This is a genomic window from Nocardia nepalensis (genome assembly GCF_048910785.1).
GTDB lineage: Bacteria > Actinomycetota > Actinomycetes > Mycobacteriales > Mycobacteriaceae > Nocardia > Nocardia nepalensis.
In genome coordinates this window covers 999,811-1,021,160 of record NZ_JBKBET010000020.1, presented here as the reverse complement: position 1 = coordinate 1,021,160, position 21,350 = coordinate 999,811, and the positions used below count along the sequence as shown (strand labels likewise).

Sequence of the window (21,350 nt, the reverse complement as noted above, 5' to 3'; positions counted from 1 at the left end):
GCCGAGCATTCGGCACACAGCTCAGATCCTCGGACTAATTCCGCGTCTCGGCACCCAGCCGCGTTCACCGATTAGCGGCCAGCACTGCCGCGAGGCCTTCTTGCAGGTCCTTGACGAAATACTCGGGAACCTCGAGCGACGGGAAATGTCCCCCGATTTCGGGCGACCTCCATCGGACGATCTGTCGGTACCGCTGCTGTGCCCAGGGCCGCGGACACTTATCGATGTCTCTGGGATACATAGTGATTGCGGACGGGACGTCGACCCGAAGTTCGGGGTCGAGCGAGTTGTGGCTTTCGTAGTAGATGCGGGCCGCCGATGCGCCGGTCCGCGTCAGCCAATACAGGGTGACGTCGTCGAGAATGCGGTCTCTGGAAATCGTCTCGAACGGGCTGTCTTCGGTATCGCTCCACTCGGCGAACTTGTCGAGGATCCAGGCAAGAAGCCCGACCGGTGAGTCGACGAGCGAGTAGCCGATGGTCTGCGGTCGGGTCGCCTGTTGCTTCGCGTACGCCGCGCGGTGGCGCGTCGGCGATCCGCCCCAGAAATCGCGGGTTTCCTCGGTCCACTTGCGCTCGACCGCCGTCAGCCCGTCCGTTGTCAACCCGGGCGGTCCCTCCGCGAACGTTGTGTGGATGCCGAGAACGTGCGCCGGGAACCTGGCGCCGAGAACTGTGGTGATATTGCCGCCCCAGTCGCCGCCGTGGGCTGCGAACTTGCTGTAGCCGAGCCTTCCCATCAGTTCCACCCATGCGGCCGCGATCTTTTCGGTTCCCCACCCGGTGGTGGTCGGCTTGTCGCTGTAACCAAAGCCTGGCAGCGATGGAACCACGACGTGGAATGCTGGCGCGTCTGCATCTTTCGGATCTGCCAGCTCGTCTACTACATCGATGAACTCGGCAATGCTGCCTGGCCAGCCGTGCGTCAAGATCAGGGGAGTGGCATCTGCGCGCGCGGATCGACGGTGCAGGAAGTGGATTCCCAGACCATCAATGGTCGTGTGGAACTGACCGATTCGGTTGAGGCGCTCTTCGAACGACCGCCAGTTGTACCCGGTGCGCCAGTAGTTCACGACATCGACGAGGTCGGCGAGGGGAACACCCTGTTCCCATCGGCGAGGGTCGGGCGCGGCGCGATAGACCGTCTCGGCCTCCGGTAGCCGCGCTGCGGCCAGTCGCGCGCGCAGATCCTCGAGGTCGGCATCAGTTGCGTGGGCTTCAAATGCTTGCACGTCGACGGAGTCGGGCGTGAAAACCGGATTGAGGTGGCCGAGTGCGGGCATGAGACCTCCTGGTCATCGCGGAACCGGCTACGGCCTATCGTGAACCGGCTAAGACGGTTCTAACATGCCTCTGTGCAAGCCCGCAACCAGCTAAGGTGGTTCCATGCCTGCTGGGTTCCCTGACTTTCGCCTCGGTAACGTGCTAGCGACCAGCTTCACAGCGACTCTGACGGAGCGTCGTGGCGACCCTGTGGAGCGCATTCCCACGCCGCAGCGACTCGTCGACTGGCTGGCAGTGAACGGCCTGTCCGTGGACTCCTGCACCACCGCCCAGCTCGAACTCGCACGGGAACTGAGGGAATCTATTCACGCCGCCGCAACAGCGGCCGCGATTCAAGACGCTCTCCCTGCGTCTGCTGTCCAAGTCATCAACGACTGCAGCATTCAGGGGCGGGCCGCGCCTATCCTGACGCCCGAGGGCAATCGTCAATGGCGACTCAGCTCGACTTCCTGCGTAGAAGATGCCCTAGGCGTAATCGCCGCCGACGCAATCAGCATCATCGCAGGCGAACGAGACGGAAAATTGGCCTTGTGCGCATCGCCAACCTGCCGGGCCGCCTTCTTCGACACCAGCCAAAGTCGCACCCGCAAATGGTGTGACATGAACACGTGCGGGAATCGTCAGAAGAAGGCGCGCTTCAATGCCAACCAGCGCAAGAACACCAGAAGCTGACTAATGCCGCATACCGAGCGAACAACCCAGCCGACCCTTGGCGGATTTCAGCTTCTGCGACCCCCAAAAGTACTGGCACGAACCGATTTGCGGCACTTCTGCTTGACTGAGTGGCGATGAGCGACACTGAGATCGTGCTAGCGGCAACCGGCGTCAGATACGGGTCAGAGTTCGACGAAGCGGCCTTTTTCGAGTGGCTGGACAAGATTCCTGCCGTGCGGTCATACAAAGGTGAGCTGCGAACGCTCTACATCAACGTCGATGCCGCGGCCGATGACGAATCCGTATACGAACTCGTATCCCTGTTCCATCGATACCACGTCGACATGTCGCAGTTGCGGGTGTTCGACACGGAGCGGATCGGCGAATGGTTTCGTAAGCCCAACAGTTACTGGTATCAGTCCGTCTTCGGCACGTCGAGCTAGTCGCCTGGAACGTGAATGAAACGCTCCGACGTGGGGCCCTTCTGCGCTGTGGCGGGCTGGCGCTTCGAGCCATTCCCGCCTGCGACGCGTAAGACGCGAAGCCTCTTGGTGACGACCGACCTGGCTGTCAACCGGCAGGACGCCGGTCAGCTGCCATAGTTGAACCTGAGTGGCGGCCGTCGCCTCATCATCACGCCCCGTCTTGCGTTATCCAGCACCGCTTCGAGGTTGGCCGGGGACGGCGCAGACCGCCCTCCGCGGCCCGGCAGGGGTGGTGCTCGCGGTGCACCAGCAGCTTGTGCGGATTATTCGTAGTCACCGCCCGGTGACCGCGGCCGCCGCAATGGCCGAGAGTCGTTCGAATTGATCTGCGGACAGCCGTATGTGAGCCGCGGCGAGGTTTTCGTCGAGGTGAGTCGGGGAGGTGGTGCCCGGGATGGGCAGGATCGTCGGTGACCGGTGCAGCAGCCACGCCAGCGATACCTGGACCGGGGTCACGGCGAGTTCGGCGGCGATGTCCGCCAGCACGCCGGTGGCCGCGGCGTGGGCGCCCGCCGCGACGGGGAACCATGGGAGGAACGCGATGCCGTGGGCGGCGCTGTATTCCACGACGTCCTCGGCCGCACGGTGGGTGACGTTGTAGAGGTTCTGCACGCTGGCGATGGGGGTGATCTCCGTGGCTGCGCGGATCTGGTCGACGCTGACCTCGGACAGGCCGACATAGCGGGCCTTACCCTCGGAGACGAGCTGGCTGAGCGCGCCGATCTGGTCCGCGAGCGGGAAGGCCGGGTCGATACGGTGCAGTTGCAGCAGATCGATGTGGTCCAGCCGCAACCGGCGCAAACATAGTTCCGTCTGTTGGCGCAGATAGGCCGGGTGCCCCAGCGGTATCCACTCCGTGGGAGTCGGATGCACGGCACCGACCTTGGTCGCGATGACGACATCGTCGCGGTAGGGCGCCAGGGCGTCGGCAATCAGCTCCTCGGTCTCGCCGAGCGCGTAGGCATCGGCGGTGTCGATGAGGTTCACCCCCGATTCGACCGCACGGCGCAGGATCGCGAGCGCGGCCTGCCGGTCGGCGGGCGCTCGCCAGACGTGGAACACCGATGCGTCGAATCCGGGTTCTTGCGCGGCCAAGCGCATTGTGCCATAACCGATTCGGCTGACAGTGAGCTCGCCGCCGAGCTGGAAGGTGGTTGTCATGGTTGCGACGCTAGGGACCCCCGAGCATGCGTCGCGAGCGTCGACTGACGTAATCGCCGACGCTCGCAACATCGTTGCGGGCGCTGTTACTTCCAGGCCCAGATTTTGCCGACGGCCTTTCCGCTGGCATCGGTTTCCCATTCGAAAGCGCCTGCGACGCCGCGCAGATCGGCGAACTCGGGTGAGTCGGTTTCGTAAACGATGGAGCCGCGCCAGCTGACCGCGCCGTTTTCGGTGAACTGGCCCACGCCGAGGCCCTGCCAGCTCGCATGGGCACCGCTCGGGCCCATCATCACGCCCTGGCCCTCGCCGTGGAGCGTGCCGTCGGGTTGAAGCCGGGCGGTGTAGGTCCCGGTGTCGTTGACGGTGACGCCGAGAAGTTGACCAGTGGTCTGGAAAGAAGTCTCCATCGCCGGGGCAGTTCCGTTTTCGCCGCGCAGCACGCGCTGGACCGTGATCTGACCTTGTTCTTCTCCGATTAGGTCACCGAGCATGATCGAACTCCTCCCTTGAACTCCTCTCGTGGACTCTCCACGCTTCAGCCTCACCCCGTGCTCGGCGTGCTGTCAACGCCCGTCCGATCCTCGTCGGTAGTGCAGTCCAGCTCGACCAAATCGGCCTAACCGCGATCAGGACATGCTGGCTGACTGTGCTGCCCGCCTCCTCGGGCCGCGACGGCGGCGCGCTGCTCTTCGGCCGGGCGCACAAACACCTCGCCTCGGGCGGATCCGCGTTGCCTTGCCGAGGTGTCCGTGCCAGCCTGTTTCAAAGGGCAATCCCGCTGCGAGTCGTCTGTACCGCGGCGTAGGCATCCGAGGAAGGCGCCGTGAGGTATCGAGCCGGGCTCGCGGGGGAGACGACGCTGCGAGTCACCGTCGAGTTCATCGATACGGGGTGGCGGTCGCTCGGCATCAGTTGGTCACCCGTCGCATCCGGCGCTCACAAGAAGCTCGAGTACGCGCGGATCTTCCTGGTGCCGCTGGGAGGTAAATCGCAGCGGGTGTACCTGGCCATCGTGGACGGACGGCCGTCGACGTCGGTGCGGTTGCCCGAGGCGCTGGCCGACGGCGAATACGCCATAGAGGTCGACGCCTACGGCAGTGCGAGCTGGGGGGATGGTCGGCTGGACGCGCGCGGACGCAGTGACTCGTTCGTGATCGGTCTTCCGGCGTCGGGCGAATTACCCTGTGGCACCGGAGAGTAGCGCTCGATTCGCGCCGCGACGATTGTCGTCGACCGGGATCGAATGGTCGGATATCGACTCGACTGGCGGGTGGCGAGGTGATGCGGGCGGTGCACAGCATGGTGGCGGCGATGGTCGGCCTCACGTAACGGTATCGCCGATGGCTCCGATCTTGCAGCACGACAAACCATTTGGTGTTTTCTTCAGTGAAGAGGAGTAGAACTTGAAGCGTCTTCGGGTAGCCCGCGTGAGCTCCTGTGCTGCCGCATTCGCGGCGCTGGCCGCCTCCACGGTCTCGATGGCGTCGCTCGCGGCGGCCGACGAGCCGTTCCTGACGGTGTCCGGGAACGTCCACTGTGTCGACAACGCGTACACCCTCACGGTCCCGCGCGAGAAGATCCAAACGGGCACTACGTCCTATTACTTCATGGACGGCGCCACCCTGAGCGCTGCCACTCAGATCGGGAATGAGCAGCCTCTGCAGCCCGGCCAGGACGCCACCGCCACCTGGACACCCACGACCAGCGGCACACACAAACTCTGGATGCGCGGCATCTCGAGCGGCTCCGCCATAATCATCGGCCCGACATCGGTCGATGTGGTCGACCAGGCGCCCGACGGCGCCAGCTGCGGCACGGAAGGCACCGGCGCCGCCGGAATCGGCGGACTGCTCAGCAGCCTCTCGGCCCACTGACATCTCCCGACCTGTCAACCAGGTCGATAACCGGGCACCAACCCGCGACCAGAGCATCCGGTGCTCCTGGTCGCGGGTTGCCATCACGAGACCGAATTCGGCCACGGAGTGCAGCCACGCGGCAACGAGCCCCTCGCAGGGCCGGCCCAGCCCAACAAGGCAGGTGCCGCGGCGGCACTCAGAAGCAGTAAGGGAACTTGCAAGTCGACGGATCATTCGGACCGAAGATCACCGCGATCAGCCCATTGATAACGGTGTCCGCAACCCCCGATCCGGTGCTGATCGCGACCTCCTGCGCGGCAGCAGGCTTGTCGGCGACAGAAACCGCGACATCGGCCGACGCCGTCGCGGGTGCGCTGACCAGCACACCGGCCGTAACCGCCAAGAGGACCTTCCGAATCATATTGCTGCCTTTCGCTTTTCGATTGATTGCAAAATGCAGCATATCCAGGACGGCGAGGGACAAAACCCCGTCAGCGGTGAGCGCGGCGGCGATAACCGGACTGGAACGCCTGCTCACCAGGCGGTTCGTCACCAGGGGCAGCAGCGCGACGCTCGCGGCGGATGCTCGGCGGTGCCGGGGAGATGACGGCACCGCCGCGCGGTTATACCAATTCGGGGACGCGTAGGTGGGCGAGTGCCAGTTCGAACTCGCACACGTCGACTACCTCGACACCCATTTGCTTGGTGATCTTCTCCCGCATGGCGGTCGCCTGCTCGCGGTTGCGTTCCATCGCGTCGGCGTTGTCGAAGGTGACAGACGAAACGCCGCGCCCGGAAGTCCGGTCGATCAGCAGACTCGCGCTGCAGAAACCCTCGAGCCCTTCCATCGCCTGCAGGGATTGGGACTTGTAGGTCTCGATCATCGAGTCGAGCCGAGCCGGGTCCGTCTTGGTCCAGGCCACGCGGGCGCAGGCGCCCTCCTTCGAGCGGTGGTCACGGTGCAACACGGCGATCTCCCAGTGCTCGACCTGTGCGCCGCCGCCGAACGTCTCCGCGGCACGGTCCCGAATCGAGCGAACGCGGTCCTCGCTGTCGCGCATCGCGTCTTCGGATTCCCATGCGGTCGTGGCGATGCACCGGCCGGACTGCCGGTCGACCAGCAGCGACAGCCCGATACAGCCGGGTAGGCCTTGCACCGCGGGCATTACTTCGTCGCGAACGTGCGCAATCCCGGCATCGATATTGGAGGGTTGCGCCTGAATATTGGTAGAACGTGCGTACACGATCCACCCCCTCGGTTGCTCAGGGCAGCGCCCCGGTGGCGCCACCGGTACGTTCACACTGCTCCGCCTCGGCCGTGATGGCAATAGCGGGTTGCGACTCGGCACACTCTGCGCAACGTTCGCCGCACACGGGCGCTAACGAATGAGACGCCTTCGTAAATTGGGTGCGTGATCTGCGTACGACAACCGGACCTCAGTCCCAACGGACGGCCCCCGCCCCTTGATCGTGGCCGCACAGCCCTGGTCGTATCCCGGGTATGCGCCTCGTGCTGGCGCGAGGGCGGGTGTGCGATCAGCCTATGGTGACGGTGCGGCGATCGGGAACGATTGCGGCGGTGCGGGATTCGGTGTCGGGGATGGTCGAGGAGATGCGTGACGCCGGGTTCGCCGTTGTACGGTTGAAGCTCGAGGTGGTGCCATGGGCCGAGGGTGTACCCGAAACTGGCACCGCGGCAGCGGAACTGGGGGAGGGGTATTACTTCGAGCATCACGTCAAGCTGGTGCTCGATGCCGAGGAAGAGCTTGCGCGACTGTCCGCGATAGCCGCAGGGCACCAGGCGCATCTGTCGGCGAATGCGCGGCGGGCGCGCAAGCTGCTCGGGCGCACCGAATGCTCGCTGAACCAGGCCGCGGACCTGGTGACGGAAATGCGGCGCGGACTGGCGCGAATGCCGGACGACTATCGCGGGCTCGGCGATCCGCATCGGATCGCGACGGCTCTGGCTCCTTACGTCTGATCGCGTCCATCGATGTGACCTCGCGTCCGCGCGGTCACCGACGCACCGCCGGAATGCCCGCCCAGGAGCACTTTTCGCCGCCGCACGGTACGCACGGCCGAACTCATCGGCGCAGTCCGTAGGAGTTGGCAATGAGTTTTTCGATGAGGGTGCGCGGCAGGAGGCGGCGCAGCGCGAACATGGCGGGTGCGTTGCTGCCGACCGCGTAGAGCGGTTGTGGCCGTTGCGCCTCGACCGCGGTGACGATGGTGGCGGCAACGCGTTCTGGCGCAATGCCTTTGGCCTGCTGCTCATCGAGTTTGCTCATGAAGCGGGTGAAATCCGCTGTGTGCGGGGAATCTTCGGTGATGTACTTGGTACGCCGCTCACGCAGCCCGGTATCGATCTGACCGGGTTCGACGGTGGTGATCCACACCCCGAACGGGGACTCCTCGAACCGGGCCGCGGTGGCGAAGCCGCGGACGGCCGCCTTGGTCGCGACGTAGGAGGATCGGTACGGCATCGGAAAGCTGGCGAGCATGGAACCGACCATGACCACCCGCCCGTAACCACGGCTGCGCATACCGGGAAGCACCGCCTGGGTGAGTGCGACCGGCCCGAGCACATTGAGCTGGAACAGCCGCTCGACCGCAGCGGCGGGTAGTTCGGCCAGGGGTCCGGCCTGGCTCTCGCCGGCATTGTTGATCAACACCTCGACACCGTCGAGCCCGTCGACGAATCGCCGGATCGAATCGGGAGCGGTCAGATCGAGCGCGCGATACTCGACATCGGCCACTCGATCGGCCGCCGTGATCGAATCCGGGTTGCGGCTCGTCCCGATCACCTGGAATCCGCGCGCGACCAGTGCTGCGGCCGTTGCCTTTCCGATGCCGGACGAAGCGCCGGTGACAACTGCGAGTCGGTTCATGGTAGTTCTCCCTGTCATTCACGCTCGATGCTGCGACCCTCGCGCCGCCGTCGATGACCCGACGATGATGTTCTGCGGATCATCCAGACCTGGGCGCGCAAAAGCCGCAGTGACGAAGACTATTTCGTGGTCTGCGCCAATTCGATCAGACGGGCGCGAACGATATCGGGCCGCTCGTCGGCGACGAAATGTCCACAGCCGCTGACGGGTTCGAAGGTGTAGTCGTCGGCGCGGGCGGTTTCGGCGGCGGCAAGAGAAGGGTGCACGGCGACGTCGTCGACGCCGAAGACCGCGCGGATCGGGATGGTGGCGCGGCGGCGTTCCGGATTGCGTGCGGCATTGGGGATTTCGCGCAGCCAGAACGTTCGGTAGGTGTCGGTGGCGGCGCGGGCGCAGACCGGATCGCGGAAGCGGTCGGCGAAGATTCGCACCACCTCGGGGCCGACCGCGCTGTGGTCGGTGGTCGCGGCGCCGATGACCCGCTCGAGGAACTTGGTGCGCTGTTGCAACGGCACACCCACGGTAGCGATCAATGGCTGATAGGTGAGGAAACGCCAGAGGTGTCGCAATACCGTCGATACCGGAACCCACGGATGTGCCATGTTCAGTACGAGATAGCCATCGAACCGCTCGGGTTCGCGCAGCATCATGCGATATCCGACGTAACCGCCCCAATCGTGTCCGACGAGCAGCACCCGGTCCAGGCCCAGCACATCGAAGAGTGCGAGCAGATCGGAGGCGACGTCGTCCTTCGCCCACCGATGCGGCGCCGGGCCCGACCAACCGTAGCCGGGCAGATCGGGCGCGATGATCCGGAGTCCCTCGGGCGGGTCGGCGAGCAGGTCCCGATAGGCGTAATGGTGCTGCGGCCAGCCGTGCAGCACCACGACCGGCCGACCATCCACCGGTCCGGCCTCGGTGACGTGGAATCGGACATCGCGGGCGGTGACGAACGATCGGCGCACGCCGGCAATGGCTGGCGGTTCGGAGACAGCGGTACCGTCGGTAACGGGCATATGGACACCATAGTTCGCCACGCGCCTGCCGAACCACCTTCCGTGGGCGGATCCGAACCCCGTCCGTGGGTGGATGGCCAGGGATGCTGGACCACGATCAATCTGACGATCACACTGGAGGTTGTGTTCCAGCGGATCGTGGTGGGATACGACGACTCGCCCGGCGCCCGCGAGGCTCTTCGAATGGCGCTCGAGTTGGCCGCCGCGCACAAGTCCGCGCTCACCGTCGTCGCCGTGGAGGAGCATCGGCCGCTATACGCGCCGGTGATCGGTGAGATCGAGGAGGAGCGCTCGGTCGAGGAGGTGACCAGCCGTCGCTGGCTTGCCGCGGCCGCCGCAACCGCCGCCGAACGCGGCATCGCCATCAAAGCCGAGATCCGGGCAGGTCACCCCGCGCATGAACTCGCCGTCGCCGCCACCCATCATGAGGCGGACCTGCTGGTCCTGGGCCGCAGCGGCCATTCGGCGATCTGGGGTCGTTTCATCGGTGCCACCGCTGAGAAGGCCGCCCGCCACGCCGACTGCTCGGTTCTCATCGCCCAGGATGGGCCCGCACAATCCTGATGCGGCGCGATAATCATTGATGGCAGTTGGCACGAGCGGAGGCATATCGCATGTCCCAGTTCAGTTCCTGGTCGGCGCGCCTGACCGCGACCACCGCACCCGCCTCGGTTGTCCTCATCCGCCTATACGTCGGCGTGGTCTTCCTATCCGAAGGCATCCAGAAATTCGTCTACCCCGACGCGCTGGGTACCGGCCGATTCGACAAGGTCGGTATTCCGGCCCCGGGATTCATCGCACCGCTGGACGGCATCTTCGAAATCGTCTGCGGCGCACTGATTCTCGCCGGGCTCCTGACGCGCCTCGCGGCCGTCCCGATGATCGTCGACATGATCGGCGCGCTGCTGATCACCAAACTGCCGATCCTGTGGGGCGATGCGGCACTCTTCCCTGGCAAATCCGGATGGTGGACCTTTCTGCACGAATCCCGCACCGACCTCGCCCAACTGTGCGGAAGCGCATTCCTGCTCATCGTCGGCGCGGGGGCATTCTCCTTGGACGCCAGGCTCGTTCGTGCCACGGACTGATCGCCGGACCACGAACTCGGCCGCCATTCGCCGAGGATAGGTGGTGCTCATCGGTGCGCCGCCGCGTGTTCGCGGATGCCGCCGAGACGGCCGGTTCGACCCGGTAGCACGCCTACACGCCGGCCGCGAACGGTAGATTGCCGCCATGGCATTGCCCCCGGAATTGCTCGATATCGCCGAGCGCGTGAACAACTGGGGGCGGTGGGGCGGCGATGACGAGATCGGAACGCTCAATCTCATTACCGACGAGGTCGTCCGGGATGCGGCGGCGACGGTGCGCACCGGGCGTCGGGTCCCGCTCGCGGTTCCGTTGCAGCAGAACGGGATACAGACCGGATTGATACCCGGACGGGTCAATCCGTTGCATTCGATGATCGCGCTGAACTGGGAGATGTTCGGGCCCGGACTGGTCGCAACCAGCGACGATGTGGTGACGATGGGACTGCAGGCCGCCACCCATTGGGATGCGCTGACCCATGTCTCGCACTCCGGGCGGATCTACAACGGGCGTCCGGCCGACACCATCACCGTGCACGGCGGCGCCGCCTTCAGCGGGATCGATAAGGCCCGGCATATCGTCTCGCGCGGTGTGCTGCTCGATATCGCGGCCGCCCACGGCGTCGATCGCCTCCCCGGCGACCACGCGGTAAGGCCCGAGGACCTGCTGGCCGCCGAGGAATTCGCTCGCGTGCGGGTCCGCGCCGGGGACGTGGTGCTGGTGCGAACCGGCCAGATGCGGCTGTATCTGGCGGGCGACAAACAAGGGTATGCCGTTCCCGCACCGGGACTTTCGGTCCGCTGTCCGGAATGGTTCCACGCCCGCGATGTCGCGGCCGTGGCGAACGACACCCTGACATTCGAGATCTTCCCGCCGGAAATCGAGCACGGGTGGCTGGCGGTGCACGCGCTGCACCTGGTCGAGATGGGCATGCTGCAGGGGCAGAACTGGAATCTCGAGGAGTTGTCGCGGACCTGCGCCGAAGAAGGGCGCTACGAGTTCCTGCTCAGCGCTATGCCGGAGCCGTTTGCCGGTGCCACCGGAACGCCCGTCGCGCCGGTCGCGATTTTCTGACCGAGTCCGACACGCCGTACCTGCTCAGCGGTAAACCAGGTGAACCGGGCCCCACCCGCAGGGTAGGAATGCCTCATGCCGTCTGACTTCGCCCCGGGTTTGTTCGCCGGACAGGACCTCGCAGCGCGCGTCGAGCACGTCGAACGGACGCTGATCGAGGACGGCGCTCGCGCGGCCGCGCGTCGGGACCCGCGGGAGCGAGTGCTGCTGCAACCCATCGGCAGTGGCCTCGCGGTGTGGGCGGGCGCGGGTTCACCGCTGGACAAGGTGGTCGGCGTCGGCATGGGAAGTGCGTTCGACGACGTAGAGCTGGAAGCGGTCGAACAGGCCTTCGCCGAGCGGGAGGCGCCGGTCCAGTTCGAGGTATCGACCCTCGCCGACCCCGCCGTCGTCGAATGTCTGACCCGCCGGGGCTATGTGCTGCTCGGATTCGAGAACGTACTCGGCTTGCGGCTCGACCCGGACCGGCAGGCGCGGCTGGCCGACGGCGTGCAGATTCGCGATGTCGGGCACGAGGAATTCGAGACCTGGGTGAATGTCGTCGTCGACGGCTTCGCCACGCCGGACACGCAGGGCGTCGCCTCGCACGAGGATTTCCCGCGCGAGGCGATCGAGCGCGCCGAGCGGGACCTCACCGCGACAACTGGTTTCGTCGGTTCGCTGGCCTGGATCGATGGCGTGCCCGCCGGGGGTGCGAGCCTGCGCCTCAGCGACGGCGTGGCCCAACTATGCGGCGCGGCAACCCTTCCCGAATTCCGCCGACGCGGTGTGCAGGGCTCGCTGCTCTCGATGCGCCTGGCCGCCGCCGCGGCCGCGGGCTGTGACCTCGCGGTCGTGACGACCCTGCCCGGTTCGAAATCACAGCAGAACGTTCAGAAGCTCGGCTTCCAACTGCTCTATCCCCGCGCCATCCTCGTCCGCTAGTACCGCCCGAAGGCGAGCGCGACATTGTGCCCGCCGAAACCGAACGAATTATTGATCGCGTACTCGATCTCCTGTTGACGCGCCTCACCGTGCACGACGTCGAGATCGATCTCGGGATCGAGGTTTTCCAGGTTCAGGGTCGGCGGGACGACACCGTCGCGGATGCTGAGCACGGTCAGGATCGATTCCAGCGCACCGACCGCGCCGATCGAATGTCCCAGTGCGGACTTCGGCGCGTATACCGAAGCATGGTTACCCACGGCCTTGTTGATCGCGTTCGCTTCGGCGGTGTCGCCGACCGGGGTCGCGGTGGCGTGCGCGTTGATGTGGGTGATGTCCTTCGGCGTCAGACCGGCGGTCTGCATCGCACGGGTCATCGCGCGGGCGGCACCATCGCCATCGGGCGCCGGAGCGACCAAATGGTAACCGTCGGAAGTGATTCCGGCGCCGAGCAGGCGCGCGTGGATGGTCGCCCCGCGTGCCTTCGCATGTTCCTCGGATTCGAGGACCATCAGCGCACCGGCCTCACCGAAGACGAAACCGTCGCGATCCTTGTCGAACGGACGCGAGGCACCCTTCGGGTCGTCGTTGCGGGTGCTCATCGCGCGCATCATGGTGAACGCGGCGATCGGCAGCACATCGATATAGCCCTCGACGCCGCCGGTGACGACCATATCGGCGTCACCCATCGCGATCATGCGCCACGCGTTGACGATTGCCTCGGAACCGGACGAGCACGCCGAGACCGGGGTGATCACGCCGGCCCTGGCCTTCAACTCGAGACCGACGACGGCCGAGGGTCCGTTGGGCATGATCATCTGCACGGCCAGCGGCGAAATCTTGCGGTAGCCACCATTCTTCAGCTTGTTGTTCGCGTCGGTGATCGCATCCGCGCCACCGAGCCCGGTACCGATCGCCACACCCAGTCGCTCGGGATCGACCTCCGGGCTGCCCGCATTGCGCCATACCTCGCGGCCCAGCACGGTCGCGAGCTGTTCGACATAGGCCATGCGGCGCTGCTCGACCCGGGTCAGCAGGGTCTCGGGCCGAACCTTCAGATGACCGCCGATGCGGACCGGCAGGTCGTACTCCTCGATGAACGGATCCTCCAGCACCTCGATTCCGCTCTCCCCGTTGAGGAGTCCCTTCCACGTGGCGTCGACGTCACCGGCGATCGAGGTGGTCGCCGCGAGGCTCGTCACGACGACATTCGGGAATCGCCCGTCGGCGGCAAAGAGATTGCGCACGAGTGTCACTCCTGGTTTTCTTCCGGTAACTCGGGTTTCGGTGTCCTGACGAGTGCCTTATGCGAAGCGAACAGGCGTACGACGGGCTGCGGCGGCCGGACATCGTTGTCGAGCGGCATCGTCACAGGCGTCTTCCGGTGCTCGGTAATGTGCCGAAACGCATTGCTGAGCAGGCATTTTCGCCGGACATCGTTTCCGGACGAGCTTACCGGCGCGGCTCGGGCGCGGTATGCCCGTCGTTACGAACCTTCGGCCCGGCTCTTGTGGGAACCCTCCAAAGTTGCTGGAACGGCGCGCATCCGCGGCGGGATCGGGCGTAGTCTGCTGGTCCGCTGACCGGTTCTCCCTCGCCGATTCGGTCGCCAATACTCGTGTGATGTGCAATCTTGTTATTGCACAACGGCATTGAATGGGCTGCTGGCCCGGCGATTTCGGAAGGTCGCCCGAGCGGCACCGGCAAAGGGGTGTGGCGAGATCATGGTGTCGTCGAACGCGGAGTCCGGCGGCAATACGGCCGCGCTTCGCACCGGAACGCGCCGTAGCCGGAACCGGTCGGCTGCCCCGCTATGGCCGGGCATGATCCCGCCCGGACCGTCGCCACGCGTACTGCCCGCGCGCCATCCCCAGCGCCGGAAACGACGCCCGCCGCGTCGGCCCTGGCTGGTCGGTAGCGCCGCATTCTTCGGGACGTTGGCCGCGGTGGCGCTGGTATTGGTGTACACGGCCGAGGCGAGCAATACCCGTCAGGCGACGGCCACGATCACCGATCCGGTGCTCGGCGGCGGCCCGAACTGCGAGCCGACGCGCACCGAACAACTGGTGCGCGGCAATGGCACCGGTTCGACCGCATCGGGTCCGGATGTGATCCTCGCCTTCCAATACGCCTACTACGTAAGCCGATCCGGCTCGGATGCCCGGGCACTGACCAGCCCGGAAGCGGGAGTGTCCGCGGTCCAGTTGATCGATGCCGGGATCAAATCCATTCCGCTCGGCACCCAGCACTGCGTGCTGATCACCTCGATGCTCGACGGACGGTTCGATGTCGTGATCACCGAGATCCGGCCCGATTCGACGGTGCGCACCTATCGGCAGTTCGTGAGTGTCGCACCTCGCGAGGGCATCACCGTCATCACCAAGATCTCGCCGCCGTCCTGAGCCCCAGCGCCGCGGCGCGCTGATCGTCGCGCGGCTGGCTTGCACCGCTACGCGGCGCGTTGCGCCGAGTACGGCTGGCGCTTCGACCGCCTCGAGATCACCCCGGTGGCACTGACCGAAGCCATCGACCGGGCCCTGTAGGTCCGGTCGGCGCGCCGCCGAGTCCTGAGCGAAGGATCAGCTCCGGCTGCCGGGTAGGCCCGCGGCGGTTGCGGCGGCGGCCAAGACCGATTCGAGCATTTCGGAGGTGAGTCGGCCAGTGAAGGTGTTCTGCTGGCTGACGTGGTAGCAGCCGAAAAGGTGCAGTGGCGCACGGTCGTCGGCGGCCGGCGGCAATACGACGTGGGCTCCGTGTCCGAACTTGGGACGCGGGCGCGGCACGGTCCAACCAGCCGAAGCGAGCACCGGTAGCAGCGCCTGCCAGCCGAACGCACCGAGTACCACCACCGCCCGCAATGTCGGTGCGAGCAGAACCGATTCGGTTTTCAGCCAGTGACTGCAGCGATCCCGCTCGTCGGGTGTCGGCTTATTGTCCGGCGGTGCGCAGTGCACCGGCGCGGTGACCCGCGCGCCGATGAGCCGCAGTCCGTCGTCGCGGTGTACCGCGGTCGGTTGATTGGTCAGCCCGACATTGTACATGGCGGCGTAGAGGAAATCCCCACTGCGGTCGCCGGTGAACATCCGGCCGGTCCGGTTGCCGCCGTGCGCGGCCGGGGCGAGACCGACGACCAGCAGCCGAGCGTCATCCGGGCCGTAGCCGGGAACCGCCCGGCCCCAGTAGGTCTCGTCGCGGTAGGCGGCGCGCTTCTCCCTGGCCGCCCGTTCTCGCCAGGCGACCAGCCGCGGGCAGGCGAAGCAGTCCGCTACCGCGGCGTCGAGTTCGGCGATGGTCTCGCACACGATGGCATTCGATCACATAGCGGGCGGGTCATTTCGGCGACAGCGTGCCGTTGAGGTGGTCATAGGCGACGTGCGCATGCAACCGCACGCCGGTGACGAGCTGCCCGTCATCGGCATAGAAGAGCGGATTGTGGTTCATCGCCATACCCCGGCCACCCGGAACGGGTACGGGCATGCCGGTTTTCGGGTCGAGCTCGGAATCCTGCACGCCGAGCGTCACATAGAGACCACCGTATTTGTTGACGAATTCGGAGACGTCGTCATACCCGAGCGTCGGGATCGTCGGGGTGACCTTATCCGCCCCCGCGACGCGCCGGAACGTCGGCAGCCCCGCTTCGATCCACTCCTCGCTGTTGCGCACGGCGGGCACGTCCTGGAGGTATTCGACTGTCGCCGAACAGTTGTAGGCCTGCGCCGAATACACGGCGAGGGTGTCGAGGCGCTTCTGGATATCGGCCATATCGGTCTCGACGGCACAGCGGATGGTGCCCCACAGCGTCACGGTCTGGCCGATGACATTGAACCGGCCCACATCCTCCACGTGGCCGATGCTGACGGTGACCGGGTCGAACGCGCTGATCTGCCGGTAGAGCTGGCCGATGCCGGTGATGACGGCGCCGGCCGCGGGCATCGGATCGACACCCATCCACGGTGTCGACCCGTGCACCTGATGCCCGGTAATGGTGATCTTGACCAGGCAGGAGGCGCCGAACTGGTTGCCGATCCGATATCCGATGTAGCCCTTGGGATAGGGCGTGACGTGGAAGCCGAATGCCATGGTCGGAGCCGGATCATCAAGCGCACCCTCGGCGAGCATTTGCTTTGCGCCGCCCTTTTCGTTCACCGGCGGCCCCTCCTCGGCGGGTTGGAAGACGAACAGCACGGTGCCAGGCAGCTGGTCGCGGACACCGGTCAGTACCGAGGCCGCGCCCATCAGCATCGCGGTGTGACAGTCGTGGCCGCAGGCGTGCGAGACCGGGAACGGTCCGCCGGGGTATTTGTCATCCACGACCTTCGACGCGAAATCGACACCACACAGGTCGGGCACGGGCAGCGCGTCGATATCGGCGCGCAGCGCGATCGTCCGGTCGCCGCCCCGGTCGCCGCGCAGCACCCCGACGATGCCGTATCCGGCGATGCCGGTGCGCACCTCGTCCAGGTGCAGCGAGCGCAGATGGTCGGCGATGAGCGCGGCGGTGTTCGACTCGCGGTTGGACAGCTCGGGATGCTGGTGCAGATGGTGTCGCCACTGGATGACCTGATCGGTCACTTCCGCCGCGCGCCTGTCCAATTCGTCGTAGATCGCGCCTGCGTTCATCTGAACTCCGTTCGTCGGTTCGTCGATGCCACGATCAGCGATAGGCGAGACGATCAAGTCCACTATGCATCGATAGCCATCTGTTTGCGTACAGGTCGCATGACCAGTTCGACGGGCCGGTGAGTAGTGGGTAACGACCCGGACATGTGAGCCGGACCACGGTGGCGAGTTGATAGCATGGCCTTTCTGACCGACCGGATGCGGGCAACGCCCCCGGGTTCACCTCGAAAGAGCCTTTCCATGCAGTTTGAAATCGTCGAGCGAGACGAAACGTGGGTGGCCGGGTTGCCGGTGCGCAGCCCGAAACGTGCGCTCGGGGAACTGCGTGACCACGATCTGGAGGCCGCTTGGGCAGCGGTACTGCATCAGGAACTCGGCGGCCCGCTGGCCAGCGCATACACCGACTACTCCGGTGAACTCGGCACCTACAACACTCAGATCGTCGGCTACGAGTGCGTGTCCTTCGACGATGTCACCCGCGGTCATCTGGTGGCGCGGCTGCCGCGCGGCACCTATGCCCGCTTCTCCTCGGTCGGTAACTTCCCGCAGGTGATGACCGACTTGTGGACGCAGATCGCCTACGCCGAGGAACACAACTACATCAAACGCACCTACACCGGCGATTTCGAGTGTTATCCACATGCGTACAAGATCGAACTCTATCTGGCGGTCGATGCGCGATGACCTATGCGATCGTGGTGCGCCGCGAGGCCATCTACGGCGGTCTGGTGGTGCCGCGGGTACGTCCGAGCTTCAAGGTCAGCAATAGCGACCTGATCGAATTCCTCAAGGATCGGCTGCGCGACCGCGCGGGCGCCGACCAGCCGATGTACACGGTGTACGTGCCGGATCCGGCCGGGAATTACAACGCCGTTGTTTGTTTCGAGTATTCGGATCCGAGTGCGGTTCCGGTGGGCGATGTACTGGTCAAGGTGCCCAAGGGTGTCTACGCTCGGTTCGAACCGAACGGGGACTACCACGATCCGGTCGAGGATGTGTGGGCCCAGGTCGACGATGCGACGGCCTCCGCCGAGATCACCCGGGCCTACCGGGAGGAGATCGAGATCTGGCGCGGGCCGGACTCGGTCGAGTTGTTCATCTCCATCCTGGTTTAGATTTGCTAATTGTTAACTGCGTGAGTACCGACTGGTCTCTCTCTTTTATTCGATGGCTTGTTCGAGCGTGCTGACCTGCGGTAATTTCGAGTTCAACAATTAGTTTTCGGAAGATTAACCAGACGGCTGGTCAATTCTTGTCCGATGACGGATACTGCCCTAGGCAAACTCACCCGATCGGCGAGTCGTCTGGCGAGTCGGCCAGACCGGCTCGGTGACCGCGCGGATGTGCGGTAGCAAACGGAGTAGGAACACCATGACTGTCGAAACAATCGCAGTCGGCCCCGGGGGCACGCGCGATGCCGAGGTGTTGCGGTTTCGCGACATGCATTCCGGTTATGTCTTTCATGTCGCTACTCCGCAGGCTCATCCCGATCTGTGGCGCCGTTATCTGCGCGGTGCGCTGCAGGTTTACCGGCACTACGGCGTTGATCACGCTTTGGAATACGACAGCGTTGTCGATGGCCGTTCGACATCGCTGTTCTTCGCCGCGGTCGACCCGACCGGCGCGGTCGTCGCGGGATTGCGGGCGCAGGGTCCCTACGGTGTCGCCGACGAGGTGCACGCCCTCGGCGCGTGGGCCGGTCGACCCGGTTCCGCCGAGTTGCGCGCGATGGTTGCCGACCGGATACCGGAGGGGGTGGTCGAGGTGAAGGCGGTCTGGGTCGCACGGGCGGCCGAACAGCGCGCCGCGCTCGCCGCCGCGATATCGCGCTGTGTCGTGCACGCCGCGCGGCTGCTCGACGCCCGGTTCGCCTTCGTCACCACTGCCACGCGCAATATCGGTCTGTACCGTTCCAGCGGTGGTTATGTCGCCGATCGGATACCGTCGGTGCCCTATCCGGACGACCGCTATCGGACCATCCCGATGTGGTGGGACGCTCGGACATATCGGTCATTAGCCGCCAAATTGCAGAGTTCATTGATCGCGCTGGAGCATGCCGCGCTCGATGCTTGGCTGTCGCCACTCGGTCGAGCTCCCTCGGGTAGACCAGGGATCGGAGGACTGGCGCAGGCATGAACGGTGACCTCCCCGCGGACCATCGCCCGCTGATTCTCGACGAGACAACAGCAGACGACGCGCACGTCCTCGTGCAATTGCGGAAATCGCCGCAGGTCCGCATTCACGACCTCCGTGATGTGCTGCGCGCCGAGCTCGCCAAGGTGCGTCGGCCGCCACCGGATCTGGGCGGCCCTGAGACAGACCGATGGGTCTATTACCCGTGGCGGCGCACGCTTGTCGGGCTGCCCGGCGAAGAGACGTACCGGGCCATTCGATTGGACCGCAATCAGAACAAGCTCACCCGCGTCGAACAGCAACGTTGCGCCGGTCTCGCGGTCGGGGTGGTCGGGCAGAGCGTCGGCCACGCGGTCGCCTACGCGCTGGCCCTCGAGGGCACCTGCGGCCTGCTGCGCCTGGCCGATTTCGACGATATCGAGCTGTCGAATCTGAATCGGGTGCCCGGCGGGATCTTCGATATCGGGGTGAACAAGTCGATCGTGACCGCGCGCCGGATCGCCGAACTTGATCCCTATCTGCCGGTCGAGGTGCACACCGCGGGCATCGGCGAGGACACCATCGACGAGTTCATGTCCGGGTTGTCGGTCGTCGTCGAGGAATGCGATTCGCTCGATATCAAATTCGCGGTCCGGGAAGCCGCCCGCCGCCACCGCATTCCGCTGTTGATGGATACCAGCGATCGCGGTCTGCTCGATGTCGAGCGCTACGACCTCGAACCGGACCGTCCGCCGTTCCACGGTCTGCTCGGCGCGACCGTCGGGGCCGATCTGCGCGGGCTGTCCACCAAGGACAAGGCGCCGCATGTCATGCGGATCCTGGATCCGAAGGAGCTTTCGGCCCGGATGGCGGCCAGCCTGGTCGAGATCGACGAAACCGTGACGACCTGGCCGCAGCTCGGCGGCGACGTGCAGTTGGGCGCGGCCATCGTGGCGGCCGCGGTGCGCCGGATCGGGCTCGGGCAGAAGCTGTCCTCCGGCCGGACCAGGTTCGATCTCGAGTGCGGTCTCGACGAACTGGCCGAACCGGAGCCCGGATGCGAGAAGGTATCCGACGAATATCCGGCGTCGGAAGCTGTCGCGCCGGAATCGAACGGAACCGCCCTCGAAAAGGTGCTGGAGTGCGCACAGCGTGCGCCCTCGGGCGGCAATACCCAGCCGTGGCTGCTGCGGGTCGACGGGGATGAGCTGCGCATCGACCTCGTCCGAACCCGCTCGTCGGCACTGGATATCGGTTATCGCGGCAGCGCCGTCTCGATCGGTGCGGCGCTGCACAACGCCCGTGCCGCGGCGGCCGCGCACGGCATCCTCGGCGAGCACGAGTTCATCGAGGACAACTCCACCGCGCTATCCGCGGTGCTGCACCTCGGCAACGGCACCGACTCCGTGCTGGCCCGGGACCATCCGGACGCGCTGACCCGCGAGACGAACCGCCGCTTCGGCACCGGCGCGCCGTTGGCCGACCACGTCCTGCCCGCACTGGAGGCGGTCGCCGCCGATGCGATGGTCAGGGCGGTCACCGAACCCGACGACCTCCGAACCGCGGCCGCGCTGCTGTCGGAATCCGATCGCATCCGGTATCTGACCCCGCGCCTGCATCAGGAGCTGTTCAGCGAACTGCGCTGGCCCGGTGAAGATCCGCGCAGCGGGATCGATATCCGGAGCATGGAATTGGCCGCCGACGAGCAGGCCAAAATCCGGATCGGGGTGCGCTCGGACGTCATGGATCGGTTGCGCGAATGGTCCGGCGGGGCCGCGCTCGGCGAGTACACCCGGGATCGGGTGCTGTCGAGTTCGGCGCTGCTCGCGGTAACTTTTCCGCGTCGATCCGGCTCCGCATCGGTATCACTCGCCGATTACGCGCGCGGCGGCGCGGCGGTGCAGCGGGTGTGGATCGAGGCGCAACGGCTCGGTCTCGCGGTGCAACCGGTGTCGCCGTTATTTCTTTATGCGCGGCACCCCGACGAGCTGAAAGGGATTTCCCCGGATTTCGCGGATACACTAACGTCACTTCAGGGCCGTTTCCTGGACCTGCTGGGAGTGCCTGGGCATGAGATCATGGCATTGGTGCTTCGCCTGAGCTATGCGGCAGCAGCCACGGTCCGCAGCAGGCGGCTTCCAGTGCCGGGCGCGGGCAACCGCAGCTAGCGCGATCGGAGAATAGGTGC

At 65.6% G+C, this 21,350-nt stretch carries 24 protein-coding genes; 14 read left to right on the top strand and 10 right to left on the bottom strand.

Features of this window, described 5'->3' with window-relative positions; genetic code table 11:
* Positions 1-64 precede the first annotated feature (64 nt).
* Entirely contained in the window at positions 65-1,282 is a 1,218-nt protein-coding gene (locus ACHQ4I_RS15900; protein WP_420772473.1) for an epoxide hydrolase family protein, read from the bottom strand.
* Positions 1,283-1,385: 103 nt separating this feature from the next.
* Here ACHQ4I_RS15900 and ACHQ4I_RS15895 point away from each other — a divergent pair, with 103 nt between their 5' ends.
* Together ACHQ4I_RS15895 and ACHQ4I_RS15890 are read left to right on the top strand one after the other, a co-directional pair.
* Positions 1,386-1,955, top strand: coding sequence for a CGNR zinc finger domain-containing protein (locus ACHQ4I_RS15895; protein WP_420772472.1), 570 nt, complete (start codon positions 1,386-1,388; stop codon positions 1,953-1,955).
* Positions 1,956-2,071: 116 nt separating this feature from the next.
* Positions 2,072-2,380 carry a hypothetical protein gene (locus tag ACHQ4I_RS15890; RefSeq protein WP_420772721.1) on the top strand — a complete coding sequence of 103 codons (309 nt, stop codon included), beginning with the start codon at positions 2,072-2,074 and terminating at the stop codon, positions 2,378-2,380.
* Between the two features lie 315 nt (positions 2,381-2,695).
* Here ACHQ4I_RS15890 and ACHQ4I_RS15885 read toward each other — a convergent pair whose 3' ends face one another.
* Positions 2,696-3,583: an aldo/keto reductase gene (locus ACHQ4I_RS15885; protein ID WP_420772471.1), complete on the bottom strand. Its 888-nt coding sequence runs from the start codon at positions 3,581-3,583 to the stop codon at positions 2,696-2,698.
* An 86-nt stretch (positions 3,584-3,669) separates the two neighbouring features.
* Entirely contained in the window at positions 3,670-4,026 is a 357-nt protein-coding gene (locus ACHQ4I_RS15880) for a hypothetical protein (RefSeq protein ID WP_420772470.1), read from the bottom strand.
* A 383-nt stretch (positions 4,027-4,409) separates the two neighbouring features.
* Here ACHQ4I_RS15880 and ACHQ4I_RS15875 point away from each other — a divergent pair, with 383 nt between their 5' ends.
* The gene (locus ACHQ4I_RS15875) at positions 4,410-4,787 is read left to right on the top strand and encodes a hypothetical protein (RefSeq protein WP_420772469.1); all 378 of its coding nucleotides are present in this window, start codon (positions 4,410-4,412) and stop codon (positions 4,785-4,787) included.
* A 226-nt stretch (positions 4,788-5,013) separates the two neighbouring features.
* Positions 5,014-5,460: a hypothetical protein gene (locus ACHQ4I_RS15870; protein WP_420772468.1), complete on the top strand. Its 447-nt coding sequence runs from the start codon at positions 5,014-5,016 to the stop codon at positions 5,458-5,460.
* 178 nt (positions 5,461-5,638) lie between these two features.
* Here the strand turns inward: ACHQ4I_RS15870 and ACHQ4I_RS15865 are convergent, their stop codons facing one another.
* Positions 5,639-5,995: a hypothetical protein gene (locus ACHQ4I_RS15865; RefSeq protein WP_420772467.1), complete on the bottom strand. Its 357-nt coding sequence runs from the start codon at positions 5,993-5,995 to the stop codon at positions 5,639-5,641.
* A 70-nt stretch (positions 5,996-6,065) separates the two neighbouring features.
* Positions 6,066-6,686, bottom strand: a complete 621-nt coding sequence (locus ACHQ4I_RS15860) for an antibiotic biosynthesis monooxygenase (RefSeq protein WP_420772466.1) — start codon at positions 6,684-6,686, stop codon at positions 6,066-6,068.
* Positions 6,687-7,021: 335 nt separating this feature from the next.
* Here ACHQ4I_RS15860 and ACHQ4I_RS15855 point away from each other — a divergent pair, with 335 nt between their 5' ends.
* On the top strand, positions 7,022-7,423 hold the full coding sequence (locus ACHQ4I_RS15855; RefSeq protein ID WP_420772465.1) for a hypothetical protein: 402 nt from the start codon (positions 7,022-7,024) through the stop codon (positions 7,421-7,423).
* A gap of 103 nt (positions 7,424-7,526) precedes the next feature.
* Here ACHQ4I_RS15855 and ACHQ4I_RS15850 read toward each other — a convergent pair whose 3' ends face one another.
* On the bottom strand, positions 7,527-8,330 hold the full coding sequence (locus ACHQ4I_RS15850) for an SDR family oxidoreductase (protein ID WP_420772464.1): 804 nt from the start codon (positions 8,328-8,330) through the stop codon (positions 7,527-7,529).
* Positions 8,331-8,449: 119 nt separating this feature from the next.
* Complete coding sequence (locus ACHQ4I_RS15845; protein ID WP_420772463.1) at positions 8,450-9,346, bottom strand: alpha/beta fold hydrolase; 897 nt, start codon at positions 9,344-9,346, stop codon at positions 8,450-8,452.
* Positions 9,347-9,469: 123 nt separating this feature from the next.
* Here ACHQ4I_RS15845 and ACHQ4I_RS15840 point away from each other — a divergent pair, with 123 nt between their 5' ends.
* From ACHQ4I_RS15840 to ACHQ4I_RS15825, 4 genes are all read left to right on the top strand, one after another.
* A complete protein-coding gene (locus ACHQ4I_RS15840) occupies positions 9,470-9,910 on the top strand; it encodes a universal stress protein (RefSeq protein ID WP_420772462.1) in 441 nt (146 codons plus the stop codon).
* Positions 9,911-9,960: 50 nt separating this feature from the next.
* Positions 9,961-10,434: a DoxX family protein gene (locus ACHQ4I_RS15835; protein WP_420772461.1), complete on the top strand. Its 474-nt coding sequence runs from the start codon at positions 9,961-9,963 to the stop codon at positions 10,432-10,434.
* Positions 10,435-10,579: 145 nt separating this feature from the next.
* Entirely contained in the window at positions 10,580-11,506 is a 927-nt protein-coding gene (locus ACHQ4I_RS15830; protein WP_420772460.1) for a cyclase family protein, read from the top strand.
* A 99-nt stretch (positions 11,507-11,605) separates the two neighbouring features.
* Entirely contained in the window at positions 11,606-12,430 is an 825-nt protein-coding gene (locus ACHQ4I_RS15825) for a GNAT family N-acetyltransferase (protein ID WP_420772720.1), read from the top strand.
* On the opposite strand, the gene ACHQ4I_RS15820 is transcribed toward ACHQ4I_RS15825, so the two are convergent.
* Positions 12,427-13,677: a KasA/KasB family beta-ketoacyl-ACP synthase gene (locus ACHQ4I_RS15820; RefSeq protein WP_420772459.1), complete on the bottom strand. Its 1,251-nt coding sequence runs from the start codon at positions 13,675-13,677 to the stop codon at positions 12,427-12,429. The two genes, ACHQ4I_RS15825 and ACHQ4I_RS15820, sit on opposite strands and share 4 nt — an antisense overlap.
* 477 nt (positions 13,678-14,154) lie before the next feature.
* Here ACHQ4I_RS15820 and ACHQ4I_RS15815 point away from each other — a divergent pair, with 477 nt between their 5' ends.
* Positions 14,155-14,832 (top strand): DUF8176 domain-containing protein, encoded by a 678-nt coding sequence (locus ACHQ4I_RS15815; RefSeq protein ID WP_420772458.1) that lies wholly within the window; start codon positions 14,155-14,157, stop codon positions 14,830-14,832.
* Positions 14,833-15,009: 177 nt separating this feature from the next.
* Here the strand turns inward: ACHQ4I_RS15815 and ACHQ4I_RS15810 are convergent, their stop codons facing one another.
* Together ACHQ4I_RS15810 and ACHQ4I_RS15805 are read right to left on the bottom strand one after the other, a co-directional pair.
* The gene (locus ACHQ4I_RS15810; RefSeq protein ID WP_420772457.1) at positions 15,010-15,732 is read right to left on the bottom strand and encodes a uracil-DNA glycosylase; all 723 of its coding nucleotides are present in this window, start codon (positions 15,730-15,732) and stop codon (positions 15,010-15,012) included.
* Between the two features lie 28 nt (positions 15,733-15,760).
* Entirely contained in the window at positions 15,761-17,050 is a 1,290-nt protein-coding gene (locus ACHQ4I_RS15805) for a M20 metallopeptidase family protein (protein WP_420772456.1), read from the bottom strand.
* A 240-nt stretch (positions 17,051-17,290) separates the two neighbouring features.
* Here ACHQ4I_RS15805 and ACHQ4I_RS15800 point away from each other — a divergent pair, with 240 nt between their 5' ends.
* From ACHQ4I_RS15800 to ACHQ4I_RS15785, 4 genes are all read left to right on the top strand, one after another.
* Entirely contained in the window at positions 17,291-17,734 is a 444-nt protein-coding gene (locus ACHQ4I_RS15800; protein WP_420772455.1) for a GyrI-like domain-containing protein, read from the top strand.
* Complete coding sequence (locus ACHQ4I_RS15795) at positions 17,731-18,165, top strand: effector binding domain-containing protein (RefSeq protein WP_420772454.1); 435 nt, start codon at positions 17,731-17,733, stop codon at positions 18,163-18,165. The genes ACHQ4I_RS15800 and ACHQ4I_RS15795 overlap by 4 nt, the downstream gene beginning before the upstream one ends.
* A gap of 256 nt (positions 18,166-18,421) precedes the next feature.
* Positions 18,422-19,186 carry a hypothetical protein gene (locus tag ACHQ4I_RS15790; RefSeq protein WP_420772453.1) on the top strand — a complete coding sequence of 255 codons (765 nt, stop codon included), beginning with the start codon at positions 18,422-18,424 and terminating at the stop codon, positions 19,184-19,186.
* Positions 19,183-21,330, top strand: a complete 2,148-nt coding sequence (locus tag ACHQ4I_RS15785; protein ID WP_420772452.1) for an Rv1355c family protein — start codon at positions 19,183-19,185, stop codon at positions 21,328-21,330. Before ACHQ4I_RS15790 ends, ACHQ4I_RS15785 begins: the two co-directional genes overlap by 4 nt.
* Positions 21,331-21,350: the final 20 nt, after the last annotated feature.

Coding starts and splice junctions, on each gene's coding strand:
- ACHQ4I_RS15900 (WP_420772473.1), bottom strand. CDS start 1,282: ATGCCCGCACTCGGCCACCTCAATCCGGTTTTCACGCCCGACTCCGTC.
- ACHQ4I_RS15895 (WP_420772472.1), top strand. CDS start 1,386: ATGCCTGCTGGGTTCCCTGACTTTCGCCTCGGTAACGTGCTAGCGACC.
- ACHQ4I_RS15890 (WP_420772721.1), top strand. CDS start 2,072: ATGAGCGACACTGAGATCGTGCTAGCGGCAACCGGCGTCAGATACGGG.
- ACHQ4I_RS15885 (WP_420772471.1), bottom strand. CDS start 3,583: ATGACAACCACCTTCCAGCTCGGCGGCGAGCTCACTGTCAGCCGAATC.
- ACHQ4I_RS15850 (WP_420772464.1), bottom strand. CDS start 8,330: ATGAACCGACTCGCAGTTGTCACCGGCGCTTCGTCCGGCATCGGAAAG.
- ACHQ4I_RS15845 (WP_420772463.1), bottom strand. CDS start 9,346: ATGCCCGTTACCGACGGTACCGCTGTCTCCGAACCGCCAGCCATTGCC.
- ACHQ4I_RS15835 (WP_420772461.1), top strand. CDS start 9,961: ATGTCCCAGTTCAGTTCCTGGTCGGCGCGCCTGACCGCGACCACCGCA.
- ACHQ4I_RS15830 (WP_420772460.1), top strand. CDS start 10,580: ATGGCATTGCCCCCGGAATTGCTCGATATCGCCGAGCGCGTGAACAAC.
- ACHQ4I_RS15815 (WP_420772458.1), top strand. CDS start 14,155: ATGGTGTCGTCGAACGCGGAGTCCGGCGGCAATACGGCCGCGCTTCGC.
- ACHQ4I_RS15805 (WP_420772456.1), bottom strand. CDS start 17,050: ATGAACGCAGGCGCGATCTACGACGAATTGGACAGGCGCGCGGCGGAA.
- ACHQ4I_RS15800 (WP_420772455.1), top strand. CDS start 17,291: ATGCAGTTTGAAATCGTCGAGCGAGACGAAACGTGGGTGGCCGGGTTG.
- ACHQ4I_RS15795 (WP_420772454.1), top strand. CDS start 17,731: ATGACCTATGCGATCGTGGTGCGCCGCGAGGCCATCTACGGCGGTCTG.
- ACHQ4I_RS15790 (WP_420772453.1), top strand. CDS start 18,422: ATGACTGTCGAAACAATCGCAGTCGGCCCCGGGGGCACGCGCGATGCC.
- ACHQ4I_RS15785 (WP_420772452.1), top strand. CDS start 19,183: ATGAACGGTGACCTCCCCGCGGACCATCGCCCGCTGATTCTCGACGAG.